Raw genomic sequence first — 20,882 nt, 5'->3', positions numbered from 1 at the left:
TGAAAGGCCACATGCAGGTGAGCATTCGAGCGATGCGCAGCGAGGATGCCGACGACATCTTCGAGATCGTCAATCAGCACGCATTCCGTTACTGGACGCTCGCCCTGCCCTACGAGTCGTTCGACTCCATCAAGACATGGCTGCAGCCGCGGTCTCCACGCGACCTGCACTACTCCGCCGAACTGGATGGCCGCGTCGTCGGCGCGTCCGCGCTACGGCCGTTCTACGGACGCCGCGCCCATGCGGCCGAGTTTTGGATCGGCGTCCACGAACAGCACGCCCGCCACGGCATCGGCTCGCGACTGCTCGCGGCGATGATCGACACCGCCGACAACTGGCTGAACATCAAGCGGCTGGAAATGACGGTGTTCACCGACAACGTCGCCGCATTGGCGCTGTACAAGAAATTCGGCTTCGAGATCGAAGGCACGCACAAGGCCGCGACGTTCAGAGACGGCGCCTTCGTCGACGCCCATTGCATGGCGCGCCTGCGATGAGGGACGATCGGCCCATTCTTCATCCAAGAGCGCGACCGCTGATCGGTCCGGACCGCGCGAACGATCCGGACGGGATCAGCGTGGTCGCCTGCAAGCTCGCATATTGGCGACTCCGCAGGACCCGCAAGAGCGGAGCCGACCCGCGCCCTCGCTGCTCGACATCCCTGATTTCCAACGCCCCGGGGACCGCATCCTCGCTGCAACAGACGGCGCCGTCACACGGCAACTCGTGACGGCTTCTGTGTGCTCCCGAAACTCACTGTCGCATTGAACTTGATTGTCTCGGAGAACCTTATGAGAAAGCAAATTGGTCAGGTTGCCCTGTTCTGCTCGGGCCTCGGTGTGATACCTCTGTCCGACGGTGCTCTGGCGCAAACCGCGTCTTCACGCACGACGACAGCGCTGCCGCCGATCGAGGTGCTCGACCCGCAGGGGCGCCCCCGCGCGGCAGCACGGCCCGCTCGCACCTCGCAGACTCCGCGTCGGGTCGACGCCCGGCCACGTCAGCGCGATCCAGCCCCGCCGACCTCGGTATTCCCCGCGCCCACCCTGCCGCAGACCGCCACCGTCGGCCAGCCGCCTGTGCCCTATGCCGGCGGTCAGGTCGGCACCGGCGCACGGCTCGGCCTGTTGGGCAACACCTCGATCTTCACCACGCCGTTCAACGTCACCGGCTACACCTCGAAGCTGATCGAAGACCAGCAGGCTCGAAGCCTCGCTGATATCGCTCTCAACGATCCTTCGGTCCGCAACGACGCGCCACCGTTCAGCGAGCGCGACGCCTTCTTCATCCGCGGCTTCTCGGTGACCAACCTCGACACCGCCTATGACGGCCTTTTCTACCTGGCCAATCCGCGGCGCGCCTTCCTCGAGGGGATCGAGCGCGTCGAAATTCTCAAGGGCCCCAGCGCGCTCCTCAGCGGCGGCACCGCCCGCGTCGGCGGAACGATCAACATGATCCCGAAACGCGCCGGCGACGAACCGCTGACCCGGCTGACGACGAGCTGGATGAGCAACACGCAATTCTGGAACCACATCGACGTCGGCCGTCGCTACGGCGAGTTCAAGGAATGGGGCGTCCGCTTCAACGGCTCGTACCGCAACGGCGACACCCCGCTCGATCTCAACTCGGCCGAAGTCGGCGTCGCCGCACTCGGCCTCGACTATCGCGGCGAACGCTTCCGCGCATCGCTGGATCTGAACGGCTCGGTTCAGAACATCACCGCGCCGACGTCGCTGTTCAATTCGGCAGCCCCGAACATCGTCATCCCGCCCGCGCCGAACGGACGGATCAACACCGCGAGCCGCGACGAATTCTCCGACACCCGGTACAAGATGATCGCCGGCCGGGCCGAATACGATATCCTGCCGGACACCACGATGTATCTCGCGGGCGGCGGCAGCACGTACAATGAGGATTTCCTCTCCTCGTCCTACCGGATCACGAATTTCAACGGAACGGCGACCAATACGCTCGCCATCCAGCCACAACAGCTTCAGGGATATACCGGCGAGATCGGTCTGCGCTCGAAATTCCGGACCGGCGTGATCGGTCACCAACTGAACATCTCCGCCGTCGATGCCAACAACGAACTCTACCGTGGCGGCGTGCTCGGCTTCACCCCGTTCAGTTACGTCACCAACATCTACAATCCGGTGCGCCTGCCGCCGGGCTCGTTCCAGACCAGCGGCTTCGCCAAGTCGGACGACCGGCCGCTGCTGTCGCGACTGACCGCCCGCAGCGTCGCGGTGTCGGACACGCTGTCATTGTTCGATGACCGGCTGCTCCTCACCCTCGGCGGCCGCTGGCAGGACATCGCGCTCAGCGGCTTCGTCACCGCGCCAGGCCCCAAACTGGGCACGGAGTCGTCGCGTTACCAGGATGCACGCTTCAGTCCGGCCGTCGGGGCGGTGATCCGCGCCACTGACCAGCTATCGATCTACGGTAACTATATCGAGTCGCTTGATTCCGGACCGACCGCGCCGGCAACCGCGAAAAACCCGAACACCGTATTTCCGCCGGTGGTCAGCAAACAACACGAGGTCGGCGCGAAATACGATTTCGGGACCGTGGCACTGACCGCGTCGCTGTTCCAGATCGAGCAGCCCAGCGCCTTCACGGATCCGGCCACCAATATATTCTCCGTCAGCGGATTGCAGCGTAATCGCGGCATCGAGCTGAACGTTTTCGGCGAACCGTTCAAGGGAGTTCGCCTGCTCGGCGGCATCACCCTGATGGACGCCAAGTTGGTTTCCACCATCGGCGGTCGCTTCAACGGCAACGACGTGCCGGGCGTTCCGGTCACGGCGCTGAATCTCTACGGCGAATACGATCTGCCCCACTGGCTGGCGCCTGGGCTGACGATGACAGGCCGGGTGATTCACACCGGGGACGTGTTCTACGATCAGGCCAACACCCAGACCGTCGCCGACTGGACCCGGGTCGACCTCGGCGCCCGATACACGTTCGACGGCCCGTCGGGTAAACCGATCGTGCTGCGAGCCGTCGTCGAGAACGTCGCCGACACCGCCTACTATCAGTCGGCCACCCGTGGCTACCTCGCGGTCGGCGCGCCGCGAACCTACATGGTCTCAGCGACGTTCAACTTCTGACCGTCGCCTCCAGAGCGTGTCCGCCTCGGGCCGAACCGAGGCGGACACCTCGATCCAAGGTGGTGGCTCCCGGCGTGACGGTCACCACGCGCACACAAATCCCGGAGTTCGTCGATGAGTTCGCCCCCCGCCACCGCACAGCAGACGAGCCGCGCAACCGTGCAGACGGCGCATGCGAGCCGATACCTGCAACAGCTCTGCAAGCACTGGTCGCACAAATTCGAAACCGAGTTCGATTCCGCCCATGGCCGGATCGTGCTGCCGCTCGGAGAGGCGCGCCTCAGCGCCCAGCCGGAGGGGCTGGTCATCGATCTGACTGCCGATGATCCGGCAAACCTGACGACATTCCAGCAGGTGGTCGTCAGTCATCTCGAACGGTTCGCATTCCGCGAAACCCTCCACTTCCACTGGGAGTGATCGAACGGAGCGACGACCGTCCACCTCGGCCGATCGTCCATTTGAGCCGATCGCCAGCCGGACGCGCCGTTTCGGCCGTCGCTCGAACGGCCGGAAGCCTGCCGACGGGAGCACGCAGCGTTGCCGCCGACGGAGGCCGGATTAGTCCGGCTCGCTCGTTGCGGGCGGTACGATCAGCACGTCGATATCGGATTCGCGAAGGACTTCTTCCGCCACGCTTCCGAGAATGAATCTGGCAGCCGCTGTTCGTCCTCGGGTGCCGATGACGACGAGGTCAGCACGCTGCTGCTTGACGCACTTCCGGATCGCATCGGCCGCCGTGCCTTCACTGGCCGTCACGATGCTGCGGGCCGGTTGCAGGCCGGTGCGGGCCAGGAAGGCCGTGAGCCCTTTCGTCGCCTCCGCCTCCTCTTCCGCCAGATAGGCGCGCAGTTGCGCGCCGGTCATCGAGGAGCGAATGACCAGAGCCTGCGCCGGCGCGTCGAAGGCGTGAACGAGCACCACGTCGCTGTGTCCAAGAAGCCCGAGTCGCTGCGCCTCGGCGACGGCGTGGGCCGAGCAATCGGACAGATCCGTCGCGACCAGAACGCTGCCATAGTGAGCCGAAGGAACGGCGTTGGCCATGATCACCGGGCGGCGAGTCGAACGGATCGTCCGCTCCGCCGTGGTGCCGATAAAGATGTCGCGCAGCGCCTGCCGCCGATGCGGTCCCAGCACGACGAGATCGGCATCGATGCCGTCGGCGGCGTCCGCGAGCGCCTGAAACGGCTCGCCGTAAGCCATCCGCCCGTCGCAGGCCACGCCATCGATTTCGCAAACGGTCGCGGCGAGTTCATTCAGCAGACTCTGCGCTTCCCGCTCTTCGGCCTTCCACAGCGCCGGCGGCTGATCGTCGTCGATGACGTGAACGATGGTCATCGCGGCGGAGTGCTGGCGGGCGAGCAGGACGGCACGACGCAACGCGCGATCCGAGCGTGTCGAGAAATCGGTGGCGATCAGGATGCGCTGCATTTTTGCGTTCTCACTCCTTCCCCTCGGCCGGCGACTTTCATCCGAGCCGGGCTCCGCCTCGCTTAAAAGACAGAGTGAGTGTGGAGCCCGACGACGTTGTTGATTCCCATCAAATGCTGGAAGAGCGCCCGCGTCCCGCCCTCGACATGCGGCGGATCGCCGCGCGAGTAACACTTGGTCGCACAGGCATTCGGGCCCGACGATGCTGGCTCGTGACATCGAGTCCGATCCGCGGTGTCTGGTCGTTCATCGCCGCGCTGGTGATCGCGGCACGACGTCGCAGAGGCTGTCTCGTCGCGCGTCAGCGCGGCTCGATGGGACTCGCCGCCGCGGGCGACGCGGCAGGATTTGGATTCATCCGGATCTTGCCAGGTGTCATCGTGCCGCCGGAGACGATGAACGCCATCGCATCGTTGGCCGACCAGTCGAGCCAAACCAGCCGTTTGGTCGGCACGATTTCGACATAGCCGGAGGTCGGATTCGGCGCGGTCGGTACATAGACCGCTGCAAGTTCTTCGCCGGTATCCACCGCTTCGAACACGGCGGTGACGAACCCCACCGTCCGCATGTCGGGATTCGGAAACTGGATGAGGACGACCCGCTGACCGTTAGCTCCTTGGGGCGCGCGCTGCATGGAATCGATCAGCGTGCGGCTGGCTCCGTAGATCGTCTTGACCAGCGGTACGCGCTTGATGAGCTGATCGAACATCCGGATGAAACGGCGCCCGACGACCGCGTTGGTCGCGGCGCCGACGGCAAACAGCAATCCGACACCGATCACCACCGCGAGCAGCGAGTGAAACCAGTCACGCGTAAGGAGATCGGCGAGGTCCGGCGCGTAGGGCTGGATACCACGCGACAATCCGACGACCAGCGGACGTCCCAGCCGGATGATCTGCTCGACGACGAAGCCGATGACGAACAGGGTGATCCAGAGCGGGACGATCGTCAGCAGACCGGTGAGAACGTTGCGCCGAATGCTTTCTAACATCTGTACTCCTATGCCTGACCTTCAGCCGGCCACGCCGGGGACGCATCACCGAGCGCAACCTTCGACGGAACCGCGCGTTGGCCTTCGGCATAACAGCATTCGGCGCGAAAACGCCGGGTATCGCATTCAAATCGGCGCGGCGACCCGATGTCGCATGGTGCCAGACGTGATCGCTCTCATGATCGGACTGATGATCGGCCTGAAACGCTTCGTGCTCCTCGGTGCACTGTGGTTGGCGCTTACTTCGAACGATCCGGCCGCGTGGCCGATCGGGATGGTGACCGCCGCCGCGGTGACGATGCTGAGCTTGCGCCTGCTGCCGGCGGCGGGACGGCGGGTTCGGCTCGCGACGCTGATCGCACTCGCTCCCGGCTTCCTGACCGGATCGCTGCGTGGCGGCATCGACGTCGCCCGGCGCGCGTTCGATCCGCGGCTGCCGCTGTCGCCGGGCTGGCTCGCTTATCTGGTACGGCTGCCGTCCGGTGCGCCGCGCGCGGCGCTCGGCGGTGAGCTCAGCCTGATGCCCGGGACGCTCACAGCCGGCGAAGACGGCCGCGCGCTGTATGTGCATTGCCTCGACCTCGACCAACCACACGACCAGGCGATCGCCACCGAAGAGCGACGGATCGGTGCCAGCCTCGGCCTGGCGCTGGAGGATCGCCGGGAGGCGCCGTCGTGACCGATCTGCTGTTCATGACGGCGGCCGCACTGTTGCTGACGGTCGCGGCCAGTCTCGTGCGGGTGCTGCGCGGCCCGACCCGATCCGACCGGATGATGGGCGCTCAGCTCGCCGCGACCGCCGGGGTCGCCGTCCTGCTGCTGCTGTCGGTTGCCGCCGAGAAGGCCGCGATCCTCGATGTCGCGCTGGTCCTGGCCTTGCTCGCCGCCTTTGCAGCCGTCGCCTTCGTCAAGGCGGCGAGTCCGGACGGCGCCGGAGATCCGGAAGAGGAAGCACCATGAGTTGGTCCGTCGATATCGCTCTTGCGCTCGACGCCGCGACCGTTGCGCTGCTCGCGGCCGGCGTCGTGTTCTTCGTCGCCGGCACCATCGGCCTGCTGCGCTTCCCGGATGTTCACAGCCGGCTGCACGCCCTGACCAAGGCCGACAATCTCGGCCTCGGCTTCATCACCATCGCCCTTCTGCTGCAGGCGCCCGATGCCTGGAAGGCGGTGAAGATGCTCGTCGTCTGGCTGCTCACGATGCTCGCCGCCGCCACTGTCGCCCAGCTCGTCGCCCGCTCCGCACTGGTGGCGCGTTCGCCGAGGGACCGCCAGCCGTGACCGCGCCGCTCGCATTCGACGTCGTGCTGGGCGTCCTGCTGCTCGGCGTCGGTCTCGCCGCCGTTCTGGCGCGCGATCAGTTCGCCGCCATCACGCTGTTCATCGTTTACGGGCTGTTCGTCGCCATCGCCTGGGTGCGGCTCGATGCGGTCGACGTCGCGCTGGCGGAAGCGGCGATCGGCGCCGGCCTCAGCGGCGTGCTGCTGCTGCGGGCCGCCGGACATCTCGGGCACCGCCACGAAATCGCGACCAGTCCATCGGACGACAGCCTCTGGCGCCGGCTCGGTACCGCGACTCTCTGCGCTGCCCTGGCTGGGATGCTCGCTCTGCTTTCGCTGTCGCTGCCGGACGAGATTGCCGGACTACGCGAAGCGGTCGATGCCGGTTCGGCGGAGACCGGCCTGCGCAATCCGGTGACGGCCGTCCTGCTCGACTTCCGCGGTTACGACACGTTGCTCGAAACCGTGGTGCTGTTCGCGGCACTGATCGGGGTGTGGTCGCTGACTCCTGATCAGGTCTGGGGCGGCCGTCCCGGATTGAAGGAGCACGCCCGGCCGGACGGCGTACTGGCGTCGTTCGGACGGCTGCTGCCGCCGATCGGCCTGATGATCGGCGTGTACTTGGTGTGGACCGGCGCCGACGAGCCCGGCGGCGCATTTCAGGCCGGCACGGTCCTGGCGGCGGTGTGGATGCTCGCCATCATGGCGGGCCTCGCCGATGCACCGCCGGTGTCGCGGGTTCGTCTGCGGCTCGCCGTGGTGGTGGGACCGCTGCTGTTCGTGGCCGTTGCCGTCGTCGGCATCCTGGTCGGCGGTTTCCTGGTGATTCCGACGGCGCATACCAAGACCATCATTCTGGCGATCGAAACCGGACTGACGCTGTCGATCGCCGCCACGCTGGCGCTGCTGGTGATGGGCCGTCCGAGGCGGCCGGCATGACGGCGCCCGCGCTCTACGGCCTGTGCGGCGCCGCCCTGGTCGGCATCGGCTTGTACGGTCTTCTCGCCGGCGCCAGTGCGCTGCGCCGCATCCTCGGCTTCAACGTCGTCGGCAGCGGCATCTTCCTGTATTTCGGCAGCCTCGCGGCGCGTCATCCGACGCTCGCGGTCGATCCGGTGCCGCAGGCGATGATCATCACCGGCATCGTCGTCGCCCTCGCCGGCACCGCCCTCGCGGTCGCCATCGCAATCCGGCTTCACGACGAGACCGCACCAGCGCGCCCACCGGGCGAGGCGGAGGATCGCGATGCCTGCGACCCTCGCTGACCTCGGTATGCCGCTGGTCCCGTGGGCCGCAGTCAGCGTCGTGCTGCCGCTGACGGCGGCCCTGGTGGCCGCCCTGCTCGGCCGTCACGCCCACCACCTCGCCGTCCCGATGGCGCTCGCGGGGATCGCGGTCGCGGCGCTGGCGATCCTCGACGTCGTCCGTCATGGCGTGATCGAGACCACAATCGGCGGCTGGACGCCGCCGCTCGGGATCGCGCTCCGGCTCGACGGCCTCGGCAGCGCCTTCCTGGCGGTGATCGCGCTGGTCGGCGCCGGCGTCACGCTGTTCGCACGCGCCGGCTTCGGACCCGACGCGGAGGGCCGCGAAACCCGGCGCGGCTACGCGTTCTGGCCGCTGGTGTTCTGTACGATCGGCGGGCTCGCCGCGATCGCGGTCGCGGGCGATCTGTTCAACCTCTATGTCGGCCTCGAACTGCTGACCGTGACCGCGGTGGCGCTGGTCGCGCTCGACGGCAAGCCGGCGGCGCTCGCCGCGGCGATGCGCTACCTGCTGTTCGCGCTGCTCGGCTCGCTGCTGTATTTGCTCGGCGCGGCAATCCTGTATGTGGCGCACGGCACGCTCGACATCCGTCTGCTCAGCCGCAGCGCCGATCCCGAGACTGCGACGCTCGCCGCCGTCGTATTGATGACGGCCGGACTGATGGCGAAGGCCGCGCTGTTCCCGCTGCACGGCTGGCTGCCGCCGGCGCACGGCTCGGCGCCCGCACCGGCCAGCGCATTGCTGTCGGCGCTGGTCGTGAAGGCGCCCTTCATCATCATGCTGCGATTGTGGTTCGAGGTCGCCCCGGAGATCGCAACCTCGGTCGTCGCGCAGGGACTCGGCGCGCTCGGCGCCGCCGGGATTCTGGTCGGCTCGCTGCTGGCGCTTCGCCAGCATCGGCTCAAGCTGGTGATCGCCTATTCGACCGTGGCGCAGCTCGGCTATCTGATGCTGGTGTTTCCGCTCGCCGGCGGCTCGGGCGAGCAGCAGCCGTGGAGCGCCGGCGCCTGGACCGGCGTCGTGTTCCACGCATTGTCGCATGCACTCGCCAAGGGTGCGATGTTCATCGCGGCCGGTGCAATGGCCGAGGCGATCGGCGACGATCGGATGGACCGGCTCGACGGCGTCGGACAGCACCTGCCGATCGCGGCGTTCGCGTTCGGATTAGCTGCCGTGTCGCTGATGGGATTGCCGCCGAGCGGCGGCTTCACCGGGAAGTATCTGCTCCTCACCTCGGCCTTCGCCAGCGGGCAATGGTGGTGGGCCGTAGTGATGATCGGCGGTGGCCTGCTCGCCGCCGGCTACCTGTTCCGTCCGCTGAGCCGACTGCTCGCCAAGCGGGAGCAACCCGGCGCACTCCTCGCCGTCACCCGCTGGCGTCAGGCGATCGCTCTCGGCCTCGCGATGCTGTCGGTCCTGCTCGGGCTGCTTTCGCTCGGCCCCTACGAGCTGCTGCAGATCGGCCGTCCGGGCTCCGCCGTGGAGGGGCTGTCATCATGAATGCGCTGCTGCCCGTTGTGACCCTGGCAACCTCGCTGCTGGCGGCTGGGGTGATCTTCCTGTTGCCGGAGTCCAGCAAGACCGTCCGCACCGTCGTCAACCTCACCGCCGCGCTCGGCAAGCTCGGCCTAGCGCTGCTGATGATCATCGGCGTCGCTGCCGGCGAGACCTACGAGGCGACGCTGACCTTGCTGCCGGGACTCGACCTGATCCTGCGGGTCGACGCGCTGGCGTTGCTGTTTCTCACCCTTTCGGCGTTTCTCTGGCTGCTGACCACCGTTTACGCGATCAGCTATCTCGGTGACGGGCCGCATCTGTCGCGGTTCTTCGGCTTCTTCAGCCTGTGCGTCGCCGCCACCACCGGCGTGGCGCTGTCCGGCTCGCTGATCACCTTCTTCGTGTTCTACGAGTTGCTGACGCTGTCGACCTGGCCGCTGGTCGTTCACAAGGGCGACGGCGCCTCGCTGGCAGCGGGGCGCCGCTATCTGATCTACACCATGAGCGGCAGCGCCGCCTTGCTCGCCGGCATCCTGTGGCTCGAGGGCGGCCTCGGGCCGATCGAATTCACCCGGCACGGCAGCCTCGACGCCGGCGACCCGACGGTGCTGATCGGCGCGTTCGTGCTGATGGTCGCCGGGCTCGGCGTCAAGGCCGCGCTGGTGCCGCTGCACGGCTGGCTGCCGAGCGCGATGGTGGCACCGGCGCCGGTCAGCGCGCTGCTGCATGCCGTCGCAGTGGTGAAAGCCGGCGCCTTCGGCATCATCCGGCTGGTCTACGACGTTTACGGCGTCACGCTGGTGAACGAACTCGGCGTCGGGCTGCCGCTCGCGATCGTCGCCGCCGTCACCATCATCTACGGCTCGCTGCGCGCCCTGCAGCAGCACGACATCAAGCGCCGGCTGGCCTACTCGACCGTCAGTCAGGTCGCCTACATCGTGCTCGGCACCGGTCTGTTCGGGCCTTACGCCACGATCGGCGGCGTGGTCCATCTCGTCCACCAGGGATTGATGAAGATCACGCTGTTCTTCTGCGCCGGCGCGCTCGCCGAGCGGATCGGCGTCACCCGCGTCGAGCAGCTCGACGGCGCCGGGCGACGGATGCCGCTCACCATGGCGGCGTTCTCGGTCGCGGCGCTCGGCATGATCGGGCTGCCGCCGCTCGCCGGCTTCGTCAGCAAATGGTATCTCGGCATCGGCAGCCTGCAGGCAGGCCAGCACTGGGTATTGGCGGTCCTCGCCGTTTCGAGCCTGCTCAACGCCGCGTATTTTCTGCCGCTGCTGCACCGTGCCTGGTTCCTGGCGCCGGCCGACGATCCGGCGAGGCCGGCCGCGCGGCGCGAAGGCCCGGCCTGGCTGATCGGCCCCGGCCTGGTGACGGCGGCTGCAGCGCTCGGCGCCGGTCTGTTCGCAGGGCTTCCGCTCAGTCCGCTCGGCTGGTCGACACTGATCGTCACGCGGAACTACGCGCCATGATCGATGCCCCTTTCACGCACCTGCTGTTGCCGCTCGCGCCGGCTTTCCCGCTGGTGCTGGCACTCGTCGGCGCGTTGATCCCGAAGCCGACCCTGCTGCTCCCGTTCGCGAGCCTGCCGGGTCTGGCCGCGGCCGTGCTCGCGCCGGCCGGCGAGACGGTGACGCTGTCCTGGCTGCTGCTCGGCATGCAGTTCAGGCTCGACACGCTGGGCGCGGTGTTTCTCGGCTTCGCCTCCGCGCTGTGGTCCATCGCCGGGCTGTATGCGCGCGCTTATCTCGGCGGCAAGCCCAACGAAGCCGGATTCTGCGTGTTCTGGTCGCTGACGCTGGCCGGCACGCTGGGAGCTTTCGTGGCCGCCGACGCCGCGACCTTCTACTTGTCATTCGCGCTGCTGTCGCTGGCGGCCTACGGACTCGTCGTGCACGAGCGGAGTGCGGCGGCGTGGCGCGCCGGGCGCGTCTACATCGTGCTGGCGGTGTTCGGCGAAGCCTGCCTGCTGATCGGCCTGTTGCTGGCGGCGGGCGGCGCCGACAGTCTGGTGATCGACGATATCCGCGCCGCGATCGCGACCTCGCCGTGGGGCAATGTCGCAACCCTCGCCTTGCTGATCGGATTCGGCTTGAAGGCCGGTCTGGTGCCGCTGCATGTCTGGCTGCCGCTCGCCCATTCGGCGGCGCCGGTGCCGGCCTCAGCGGTGCTGAGCGGCGCCATTGTCAAGGCCGGACTGATCGGCCTGATCCGTTTCGTGCCGGTCGAAGCGATGCCGTCCTGGGCCGACACGCTGCTCTGGCTCGGCCTCGCCACCGCATGGCTCGGCATTGCGCTCGGCCTGCCCCAGATCAAGCCGAAAGCCGTGCTGGCGTATTCGACGATGAGTCAGATGGGGTTGATGGTCGCCGTGCTGGGCGCCGGGCTCGGCGCCGGCATTGCCGATACGTCGGTGGCCGCGGCATTCTACGCGACCCATCACGGCCTTGCCAAAGGCGCGCTGTTTCTCGCCGTCGGCGTGATCGCGGCCGGCGCCGGACGGGCGGCGATTCCGGTGTTGGCCACCGTCGCATTGCTCGGCGCCGCGATCGCCGGCGCGCCGTTCACCGGCGGATCGCTCGCCAAGCTCGCGATCAAAGGACCGCTCGGCAGCGGCCTCGCCGCGACGCTCGCGTCGCTGTCGGCGGTCGGGACGATGCTGCTGATGCTGCGCACCGTAGTGCTGCTCGCAGCGCAGAGGCCGGCACGGGCACCGAGCGCTCGGGCGGGCATGATCGTGGCTTTTGCGCTGACCACCCTCGCCGCGCTGCTGGTGCCCTGGATCATTGCTCCCGGCCTGCTCGGTCTGCCGCTCCCTGCGGCGCTGTCGGACGCGGCGCTGTGGAGCGCGGCGTGGCCGATCCTGCTCGCATTCGCGATCGGCGGCCTCGCAATGTTGCGGCCGATCGCCATCACCGTGCCGATCGGCGACATCGCCGGCCCCGTCGAGGCGGCCCTGCAGCGGGCATTCGGATCGCGGCCGTCGTGGCACGCACCGCGGTTTGCGGTCGACGCCGCGCGCCTGCTCCACGGCTTCGTCAAGCCGGCGCAGTCGCTCGAGACGGGGCTTTCCGGCGCAGCCGCGAGCGGCAGCGCGGTACTGCTGGTCGCCCTCCTGCTCGGCCTCGCCGCGCTCGCCTGACCACGCGCGACCGATCGAGCGCCGGGCTCAGCGCGATCCGGTCGCGGATAGTTCGGACTCGGAAGCCGGCGGTTGCGCCGCTGCGTCCGCCTTCGGTCTGCTCCGTGTCAGAAGCCGGAAGAACAGCGGCACGAAGATGCTGGCGAGCACGGTGACGGCGATCATGCCGCCGATCACGCCGGTACCGATCGAGTGCTGGCTGGCGGACCCGGCGCCGCTGGCGATCGCCAGCGGCATCACTCCGAGGATGAAGGCCAGCGACGTCATGATGATCGGCCGGAACCGCAGCCGCGCGGCTTCGAGAGCGGCATCGAACACCGGCACCCCTTCGCGGTGACGGCGCGCGGCGAATTCGACGATCAGAATCGCGTTCTTCGCGGCCAGCCCGATCAACGTCACCAGGCCGATCTGGAAGTAGATGTCGTTCTCCAGCCCGCGCAGCCAGATCGCGACGATCGCGCCGAACAGCGCGAACGGCACCGCGGTCAGCACCGCCAGTGGCAGCGTCCAGCGCTCGTACTGCGCGGCCAGGATCAGGAACACCATCAGCACGCCGAACAGGAATCCCTGATAGCCGGTGCCTTCGGTGGAGATCTCCTGATAGGCCGCGCCGGTCCAGCCGATCGAGTAGTCGTCGCCGAGCGTAGTTGCGACGATCTGCTGCATCGCCGCCAGCGATTGCCCCGACGAGAAGCCGGGCGCCGGGTTCCCAAGAATCTTGGCGGCTGGGAAGATATTGAAGCGATCGACCGAGTCCGGACCGAGCACCCGCTTGACCGTGACCAGCGCGTCGAGCGGAATCATCGCCCCCGACTCCGCTCGCGCATAGATGAATCGCAGGTCGCCCGGCTCACCGCGGAATTCGGATTCCGACGACAGGCTGACCCGATAAGTGCGGCCGAACAAGGTGAAATCGTTGACGTAGAGGCTGCCGAAGCCGCTCTGCATGGTCTCGAAGATGCTGTTGATCGGCACCCCCAGCGTCTTCGCCTTGTCGCGATCGACGTCGATCCGATATTGCGGCACCGAGGTCGAGAATTGCGAGCGGACCCCGGTGAGTTCAGGCCGGTTGGCGGCCTCGGCAACCACCTTGTCGGCCGCCGCGGCCAGCTCCTGCAACGACGCCCCCGAGCGGTTCTGCAGATACAGCTCGAAGCCGCCTGTGGTGCTGATGCCCTGAATCGCCGGCGGATTGAAGCCGACCACGACGCCGTCGCGAAACAGCGCGTTGAGCCGGCTCAGTCCCGGCGCGAACTGCCGCGCGTCGGACTCCGGCGCCTTGCGCTCCGACCAGTCCTTCAAGGTGATGAACGAGACGCCGGCATTGGTCTTCTGTGCGCTCGACAGCACGTCGAAGCCGGACATCGTCACCACCCCGAGCACTTCGGGCATGTCCTTGATGGTGTTGGCGGTGATGCCGGCGATCTCGCGGGTGCGGCTCAGCGACGCCGCCGGCGGCAGCGACGTGACCATCAGAACGCGGCCCTGGTCCTCCGCCGGCACCAGACTGCCGGGCATGGCGTTGAACAGCACCAAGGTCGCACCGATCATCGCTCCGACGATGGTGAGCGAGACCGCCACCCGGCGCATGGAGAAAGCCACCACCGCACCGTATTTGTCGGTGAGCCACTCGAAGCCGCGGTTGAACAGCCGGAACGGCCGCGCCGGCGGACGATGATCGGGCTTGAGGATCAGCGTCGCCAGCGCCGGTGTCAACGTCAGCGCCACGATACTAGAGATCACCACCGAGACCGCGATCGTCACCGCGAACTGTCGATACAGCTCGCCGGCGAGCCCGCCCAGAAACGACACCGGGACGAACACCGCGCACAACGACAGCGACGTCGCGATCACCGGGCCGCTGACCTGATCCATCGCCTTGATCGCCGCCTCGCGCGCCGGCTTCTTCTCGGTACGCATGATGCGCTCGATGTTCTCCAGCACCACGATGGCATCGTCGACCACGATGCCGATCGACAGCACCAGCCCGAACATCGTCAGCAGGTTGATCGAGAATCCCAGCGCGTACATGCCGGCGAAGGTTCCGATGATCGAGACCGGAACGGCGATCACCGGGATCAACGTCGCACGCGCGTTCTGCATGAACAGAAACACCACGGCGACCACCAGGACGATCGCCTCGATGAAGGTCTGGATCACCCGCCGGATCGACGCCTCGACAAATCGCGTGGTCGTGAACGGATTGCGATATTCGAGCCCTTCCGGGAATCTGGCCTGCAACCGATCCATCGTCGCCAGGACATTGGCCGAAACCTCCAGCGCGTTCGCCCCCGGCTGCAGATAGACGCCGATCGGGACCGTCGGCGCGCCGTTGTAGGTCGCGGAGAAGCTGTAGTTCAGCGCCCCGAGTTCGACCCGCGCGACGTCCTTGACCCGCAGCGCCCCGCCGAACTCGTCGGAGCGGATGATGATGTTCTCGAATTCGCTCGGATCGGCGAACCGGCCCTGCGTCGTCACCGAATAGGTGAAGGCGGTCGGATCGCTCTGCGGTTCCTCGCCGAACCGGCCCGCGGCGAACTGGGCGTTCTGCTCGCGGATCGCCGCAGCGACATCGCCGGGCGTCAGGTTGAACTGGGCCAGCTTGTCGGGACGCAACCAGACCCGCATCGAATAGTCGGTCGCGCCGAACAGCGAAGCGTCGCCGACCCCGGGGGTGCGCCGCAGTTCGTCGATCACGTTGATCAGCGCGTAGTTGCCGATGAAGATGGTGTCGTAGCGTCCGTTCGGCGACGACATCGTCAGCACCTGGAGAATGTCGCTGGAGCGCTTCTGCACCACGACGCCCTGGCGCGCCACTTCGGCCGGCAGCAACGGCGTCGCACGCTGCACCCGGTTGTTGACGTTGATCGTGTTCTGGTCCGGATCGGTACCGATCGCGAACGTCACCGAGATCGACAGCGTGCCCGCCCCGGTCGAGGTCGAGCGCATGTAGAGCATGTTCTCGACGCCGTTGATCTGCTGCTCCAGCGGCGCCGCCACCGTTTCGGCGATGGTTTCGGCCGAGGCTCCCGGATAGGACGCGCTGATCCGGACTTCCGGCGGCACGATCGCCGGATACTGCGCCACCGGCAGCGCCCGCATCGAGATCAGGCCGACCAGCACGATCAGGATCGAAATGACGGCGGCGAACACCGGCCGATCGATGAAGAAGCGCGACAGCATCATTTCGCCCGAACGGCCGCGCCACCCGCAGGCGCAGCGGCTTCGGTCCTGGCGCTGCGATCGGTCCGGCCTCCCGCCGGCACCGGCGTCACCTTGGCGCCGGGATGAATCCGCAGCAGCCCGTCGACGACCAGCACCTCACCGTCCTCGAGGCCGTCCCTGATCGCCCATCCGCCCTCGACCTGCCGGTCGAGCCGGATCGGCCGCTGCATTACGCCGTCGCGGCTGGAATTCAAAACGTAGACGAACGAGCCTTGCGGGCCCTGCGACACCGACTGCTCCGGCACCACGAAGACATCCTGGAGCACCACGCCGCGCAGCCGGACCCGGACGAACTGATTGGGCAGCAGCACGCCGTCCGGATTGGGAAAGATCGCACGGATCTGCAACGTCCCGGTGCGCGGATCGACGATCGACGCGGCCTCGTTGACCTGCCCTTTCGCCGGATAGCGGGCGCCGCCGCCGAACTCCAGCGTCACATCGATGTCGGAGCGCTTGAGCGGCTGGTCGCGCGCCTGATTGATGCCGCGCAGCTCGACGAATTCGGACTCGCTGAGCGAGAAATTCACGTAGGCCGGATCGAGCTGCGTGATGCTGGTGAGCACGGTCTGCTGCGCCTGCGCCAGCGCCCCCTCCGGCGGCGACGACAGGCTGGTCGGCCCCGACACCGGCGCCACCACGGTGGTGAACTCGATGTTGAGCTTCGCCGTCTCGACGTCGGCCTGCGCGCTCTGCAGCGCGGCCCGGGCGAGATCGCGTGCGGCGCGGGCGTCCTCAAGCTGCTTGGCGGTGGCCACCTGGCGCTGGCTCAACTGTTCGATGCGGCTGAAATTCTCCTCGGCCTGCACCAGCGTGGCCCGCGCCTGGAGCACCTGCGCGTCGGCCCGATCGAGGGCGGCCTGATAGCTGCGCGGATCGATCCTGAACAGCGGATCGCCCTGCTTCACCGTGGCCCCCTCGACGAATTCGCGCTTCAGGATGATGCCGCCGACCTGCGCCCGCACTTCGACGTGACGAAATCCGGCGACACGGCCGGCATAGGTCAGCGGCAACGAGACATCGGCGCGGCGCAGCTCCATGACCCCGACCTCGACGGGAGGAGGCGTCGGCTTCTGGGCGACCGGCTCCGGACCGCGGACATAAAAATAGACTGCAGCGCCGAGCGCGAGCGCCACGATCACAAGAGCAACGACAGAGCCGGCTGATTTCATCCGCACCAGAGACCTTCGGGCTGCCCAATCCCGACCTCGTCGGGAGCGACGCGGGTGCATGCGGCAGCGTTCGCGCAAACCGGCGCGCGCTAAGGCAATTTGAACCGGCCGCAACGGTTCCAGCACTGACGCGAAACGTCACACCCCGCGATCCCGACCGGCGGCTCACGACCGGCCGGAGCTTCGTGCGACACCGTGTCCAACAACCATTCACAAATTGCCGTGTTTGCAATCCGGCAGCCGCAGACCGTCGCCGACGAGACAGCACGCCACCCCACCTGGACGCTTCGAACATTTGAAGGGGCCGCATGCTTCGCAACGTTTCCTCCCGCCGCCCAACGACGAAGACCCCGCATCGGATCTGGGGATGGCTGTATCTGCTGGTCGCGTCGCTGACCGGATTGCTCGGCGCTGCGACCGCGGTCCTCGGCATTCGCCTGCTCATGCTCGGCGGCACATCCTATTACTTGGCCGCCGGTCTGCTGCTCGCCGCGGGTGGATTGCTGGCGTGGCTGCGTCGCGATCGGCTGGCCTTCTCGGCCTTCGGCCTCGCGCTGCTGCTGACGCTGGCATGGTCGCTCGTCGAGATCGGCGGCAAGGGCTGGCAACCGGCGTGGGGCCTCGACCTTGCGGCCCGCGTCGGACTGCTCGCCGCATTGCTGGCAGCCGCTGCGCTGGCCTTCGTATTCCGCCGATATCCGCCGCGCAGCATTTGGCGACGTGGCACGACGGCGGGGCTGCTGGCCGCGGTGGTCGCGCTCGGCGTGCTGGTGACGAACTACTGGGAACGCACCGAGGAAGCGACAACGGCGGGCGATCGCCGACCGTCGCTCGCGGCGGGCGCCGAGCCGGTCGATGCCGCAGCCGAATGGACCGCGTTCGGCGGCACCACGCTCGGACGGCGCTACACCACTCTGGTGCAGATCCACACCGGCAATGTCAGCGAGCTTAAGGAGGCCTGGACGTTCCGGAGCGGCGATCTCGCGCCGGGCGGGGATCGCGTGTACTACTCGTCGCAGAATACGCCGATCAAGGCGGCGGATCTGCTCTACACCTGCACCAGCAGCAATCAGGTGCACGCTCTGGATCCGGGAACCGGCGAAGTCCGTTGGCACTTCGATCCGAAGGTCGATCCTTCCACCATGGAATCGCTGTTCAGCGCAGCCTGCCGCGCCGTCGCCTATTTCGACGATGGTGATCCGGCCGGCCGCCCCGACGCTCGCGGCCGGATGCCGGCGGTGGCCGGCAAGACCGGGCCGATGCCCAGGGGCGGCAGCAATTGCCACCGCCGGGTCTTCGTCGCCACGGCGGACGGTCGGCTGATCGCGCTGGACGCGGCCGGTGGCTTCGTGTGCCGCAGCTTCGGCAATGACGGCGTCGTCGACCTCAGTGAGGGCATGGGCCTGCGCGAGGCCGGCTTCGCCTCCAACACCTCGGGTGCGACCGTGGCCGGCGGCCTGCTGATCATCGGCCAGCAGGTCAGCGACAACCAGCGTCGCGACGCCCCGTCCGGCGTGGTACGCGCCTACGACGCGGTGTCGGGGGAATTGCGCTGGGCCTGGGACGCGCTGCGCCCGGATCCGCAGGCGCCGCTCGCGCCGGGCGAAATCTATCCACGCGGCACGCCCAACGTCTGGAACGTGATCTCGGCGGACGAGTCGCTGGGCTTGGCGTTTCTCGGCACCGGCAATCCCGGCGCCGACCATTGGGGCGGCAACCGCACCGCCGAAGAAGACCGGTTCACGGCCGCCGTGGTCGCGGTCGACCTCGCGACCGGTGCGACGCGCTGGTCGTTCACCACCGTGCAGCACGATCTGTGGGACTACGACATCGGCGCCCAGCCGATGCTCCTCGACGTCACCATCGACGGCGTCGCCCGCCGTGCGGTGCTCCAGGGCACCAAGGCCGGCGACCTGTTTCTGCTGGATGCGGCGACCGGTGAGCCGCTGCGCCCGGTGGTGCAGCGCGCGGTGCCGCAGCAAGGCGGCTTGCCGGGCGACCGCCTGTCTCCGACCCAGCCGCAGTCGGTGTTCTTCCCCAATCTCGGCGGCATCCCCGGTCGAGACCCGGAGACCATCGATGCGCGCCACATCTGGGGCGTGACGCCGATCGACGCGGCGTTGTGCCGGATCGGCTTCCACCAGCGGCGCTACGACGGCATCTTCACGCCGCCCACCGTCGAGGCCAAAGGCATCGTGCTGCTGCCCGGAACGGTCGGCGGCATGAACTGGGGCGGGCTCGGATTCGATCCCGGCCGTCGCCTGGTGATCGCCAACTACTCGCGCCTGCCCAATACCGTCGACATGACGCCGCGCGCCGAGGTGGCCGACCGGCCGGTCGGGTCGGGCGGCGCCCGCCCGGACCAGACGACTGCGCCGCACTCCGGCACGCCCTACGGCGTCGACCGGCCGATGTGGCTGTCGATCCTCGACGTGCCCTGTCTGGCCCCGCCCTGGGGCTTCATCGCCGCCACCAATATCGACACCGGGGAACTGGCCTGGGCCAAGCCGCTCGGCACCGGATTCGACATGGGACCGCTCGGAATCCCGACACGGCTCAAGATCGCCATGGGCACGCCGAACCTCGGCGGTCCCCTGGTGACGGCCGGTGGCCTCACCTTCATCGGCGCCGCTCAGGACAACTTTCTGCGCGCGTTCGAGACCGCGACGGGACGACTGCTCTGGCAACATCGGCTGCCGGCCGGCGCACAGGCCGGCGTGATGAGCTACCAGCACAACGGCCGGCAGTACGTCGCCGTCACCGCGACCGGTCATGCGCGGTTCGAGACCACGCTGGGCGACTATCTCAAGGTGTTCGCGCTCGGCAGCGATCAACCCGACCTGACCGGCGAGCCACCGAGCGCACGCGGCGACGACAACGAAAAGGAAGGCCCCTAGCGAACGTCTTCGTGGGAAGAAAACCGCAGCTCGCAGCCAGAAAGCGCGTCAGCCGCAAAACAGCAACACGCCGGACCGGCCGGCGCCGTTGGTCAGCGCGTCTTTCGCCGCAGGCGAACCACCATATCGATCCGGCTGATCTCGTAGCCTTCCGGGATTTCGGGCAGGCCGCCGAGCGGCAGCACCGAGACCGGAACGTCGATCAGCTCGTGCCTGTTTTCCAGATAGAGGTGATGATGCTCGCTGACGTTGGTGTCGAAATAGGTCTTGCTGCCGTCGACACTGACGCGGCGCACCAGACCGAGCTCCGCGAAGTGATTGAGCGTGTTGTAGACCGTGGCCAGAGAGATCTGGACCTCCGAGCCGGAGGCTTCTTCGTACAGCATCTCCGCCGTGACATGCCGGTCGCCGCTCCCGAACAGGAGCTGCGTCAGCACCAGACGCTGAGCCGTCGGCCGCAGACGGACCGTTTGCAGCAGATCCACCGCGCACGGCCGCATCGGCTCCGGGGCAAGACGGTTGATTTCGACGGGCTGGATATCGGCCGAGTCAAAACGACGGCTGTCGGGTCTGAAATTCACTGTCGGATCCTCATTCTGATGATGACTATAAGAAGCAATCGGCTGTTGCGAATTGACCTCAATCAAAAATTGGGAACGGGTCGCATTCGCCGGTGCCCCGATCGCCTCCCATGTTTCTGGTGCCCGCGAACCACCCGCCCCCACCCCGCGCCGGAAGCCAGCACCTCCGATTTGACGTGCATCAAGGCCGACTCCGCTCGCACCGATCCAAGCTGATGATTGCGTGCAACACACTAACTACGCAAACACCACCCTCTCGACCGCGCCCGACGACGCGTCGGCAGCGCAACGGGA

Annotated in this window: 17 protein-coding genes; 12 read left to right on the top strand and 5 right to left on the bottom strand. The window is 67.5% G+C overall.

Annotated features, from left to right (window positions below; all coding sequences use genetic code 11):
- The first annotated feature begins 11 nt into the window (after positions 1-11).
- The 3 genes from FLL57_RS07195 to FLL57_RS07185 all read left to right on the top strand — a co-directional run bounded on the left by FLL57_RS07195 (position 12) and on the right by FLL57_RS07185 (position 3,527).
- The gene (locus tag FLL57_RS07195; RefSeq protein ID WP_185966215.1) at positions 12-497 is read left to right on the top strand and encodes a GNAT family N-acetyltransferase; all 486 of its coding nucleotides are present in this window, start codon (positions 12-14) and stop codon (positions 495-497) included.
- A gap of 294 nt (positions 498-791) precedes the next feature.
- Complete coding sequence (locus FLL57_RS07190; protein WP_047309393.1) at positions 792-3,110, top strand: TonB-dependent receptor; 2,319 nt, start codon at positions 792-794, stop codon at positions 3,108-3,110.
- A gap of 114 nt (positions 3,111-3,224) precedes the next feature.
- The gene (locus FLL57_RS07185) at positions 3,225-3,527 is read left to right on the top strand and encodes a DUF2218 domain-containing protein (protein WP_142882523.1); all 303 of its coding nucleotides are present in this window, start codon (positions 3,225-3,227) and stop codon (positions 3,525-3,527) included.
- A gap of 141 nt (positions 3,528-3,668) precedes the next feature.
- On the opposite strand, the gene FLL57_RS07180 is transcribed toward FLL57_RS07185, so the two are convergent.
- Together FLL57_RS07180 and FLL57_RS07175 are read right to left on the bottom strand one after the other, a co-directional pair.
- Complete coding sequence (locus FLL57_RS07180) at positions 3,669-4,538, bottom strand: universal stress protein (protein ID WP_142882522.1); 870 nt, start codon at positions 4,536-4,538, stop codon at positions 3,669-3,671.
- A gap of 301 nt (positions 4,539-4,839) precedes the next feature.
- Positions 4,840-5,529 (bottom strand): DUF502 domain-containing protein, encoded by a 690-nt coding sequence (locus FLL57_RS07175; RefSeq protein WP_142882521.1) that lies wholly within the window; start codon positions 5,527-5,529, stop codon positions 4,840-4,842.
- Between the two features lie 166 nt (positions 5,530-5,695).
- Here FLL57_RS07175 and FLL57_RS07170 point away from each other — a divergent pair, with 166 nt between their 5' ends.
- The 8 genes from FLL57_RS07170 to FLL57_RS07135 are packed head-to-tail and all read left to right on the top strand — an operon-like array spanning position 5,696 to position 12,716.
- Positions 5,696-6,208 (top strand): Na+/H+ antiporter subunit E, encoded by a 513-nt coding sequence (locus tag FLL57_RS07170; protein ID WP_185966197.1) that lies wholly within the window; start codon positions 5,696-5,698, stop codon positions 6,206-6,208.
- Entirely contained in the window at positions 6,205-6,489 is a 285-nt protein-coding gene (locus tag FLL57_RS07165; RefSeq protein ID WP_013502896.1) for a monovalent cation/H+ antiporter complex subunit F, read from the top strand. The genes FLL57_RS07170 and FLL57_RS07165 overlap by 4 nt, the downstream gene beginning before the upstream one ends.
- Positions 6,486-6,809, top strand: a complete 324-nt coding sequence (locus tag FLL57_RS07160) for a cation:proton antiporter (RefSeq protein WP_013502897.1) — start codon at positions 6,486-6,488, stop codon at positions 6,807-6,809. Before FLL57_RS07165 ends, FLL57_RS07160 begins: the two co-directional genes overlap by 4 nt.
- The gene (locus FLL57_RS07155; protein WP_142882519.1) at positions 6,806-7,747 is read left to right on the top strand and encodes a hydrogenase subunit MbhD domain-containing protein; all 942 of its coding nucleotides are present in this window, start codon (positions 6,806-6,808) and stop codon (positions 7,745-7,747) included. Before FLL57_RS07160 ends, FLL57_RS07155 begins: the two co-directional genes overlap by 4 nt.
- Entirely contained in the window at positions 7,744-8,073 is a 330-nt protein-coding gene (locus FLL57_RS07150) for a cation:proton antiporter subunit C (protein ID WP_013502899.1), read from the top strand. The genes FLL57_RS07155 and FLL57_RS07150 overlap by 4 nt, the downstream gene beginning before the upstream one ends.
- Positions 8,054-9,574 (top strand): complex I subunit 5 family protein, encoded by a 1,521-nt coding sequence (locus FLL57_RS07145; protein WP_235677234.1) that lies wholly within the window; start codon positions 8,054-8,056, stop codon positions 9,572-9,574. Before FLL57_RS07150 ends, FLL57_RS07145 begins: the two co-directional genes overlap by 20 nt.
- Entirely contained in the window at positions 9,571-11,046 is a 1,476-nt protein-coding gene (locus FLL57_RS07140) for a complex I subunit 5 family protein (RefSeq protein WP_142882518.1), read from the top strand. The genes FLL57_RS07145 and FLL57_RS07140 overlap by 4 nt, the downstream gene beginning before the upstream one ends.
- Complete coding sequence (locus FLL57_RS07135) at positions 11,043-12,716, top strand: complex I subunit 5 family protein (RefSeq protein WP_142882517.1); 1,674 nt, start codon at positions 11,043-11,045, stop codon at positions 12,714-12,716. Before FLL57_RS07140 ends, FLL57_RS07135 begins: the two co-directional genes overlap by 4 nt.
- Positions 12,717-12,743: 27 nt before the next feature.
- Here FLL57_RS07135 and FLL57_RS07130 read toward each other — a convergent pair whose 3' ends face one another.
- Together FLL57_RS07130 and FLL57_RS07125 are read right to left on the bottom strand one after the other, a co-directional pair.
- A complete protein-coding gene (locus tag FLL57_RS07130) occupies positions 12,744-15,899 on the bottom strand; it encodes an efflux RND transporter permease subunit (protein ID WP_142882516.1) in 3,156 nt (1,051 codons plus the stop codon).
- Positions 15,899-17,110 carry an efflux RND transporter periplasmic adaptor subunit gene (locus tag FLL57_RS07125; RefSeq protein WP_142884181.1) on the bottom strand — a complete coding sequence of 404 codons (1,212 nt, stop codon included), beginning with the start codon at positions 17,108-17,110 and terminating at the stop codon, positions 15,899-15,901. Before FLL57_RS07125 ends, FLL57_RS07130 begins: the two co-directional genes overlap by 1 nt.
- 308 nt (positions 17,111-17,418) lie before the next feature.
- On the opposite strand from FLL57_RS07125, the gene FLL57_RS07120 reads away from it, so the two are divergent.
- Positions 17,419-20,007 (top strand): pyrroloquinoline quinone-dependent dehydrogenase, encoded by a 2,589-nt coding sequence (locus tag FLL57_RS07120; RefSeq protein ID WP_142882515.1) that lies wholly within the window; start codon positions 17,419-17,421, stop codon positions 20,005-20,007.
- Positions 20,008-20,099: 92 nt separating this feature from the next.
- Here the strand turns inward: FLL57_RS07120 and irrA are convergent, their stop codons facing one another.
- Entirely contained in the window at positions 20,100-20,588 is a 489-nt protein-coding gene (irrA, locus tag FLL57_RS07115) for an iron response transcriptional regulator IrrA (RefSeq protein WP_041807362.1), read from the bottom strand.
- Positions 20,589-20,882 lie beyond the last annotated feature (294 nt).

It is taken from the genome of Rhodopseudomonas palustris, assembly GCF_007005445.1.
GTDB classification, from domain to species: Bacteria; Pseudomonadota; Alphaproteobacteria; order Rhizobiales; family Xanthobacteraceae; genus Rhodopseudomonas; species Rhodopseudomonas palustris_G.
The sequence above is the reverse complement of the archived record's forward strand: the minus strand, read 5'-3'. Positions and strand labels throughout refer to the sequence as shown.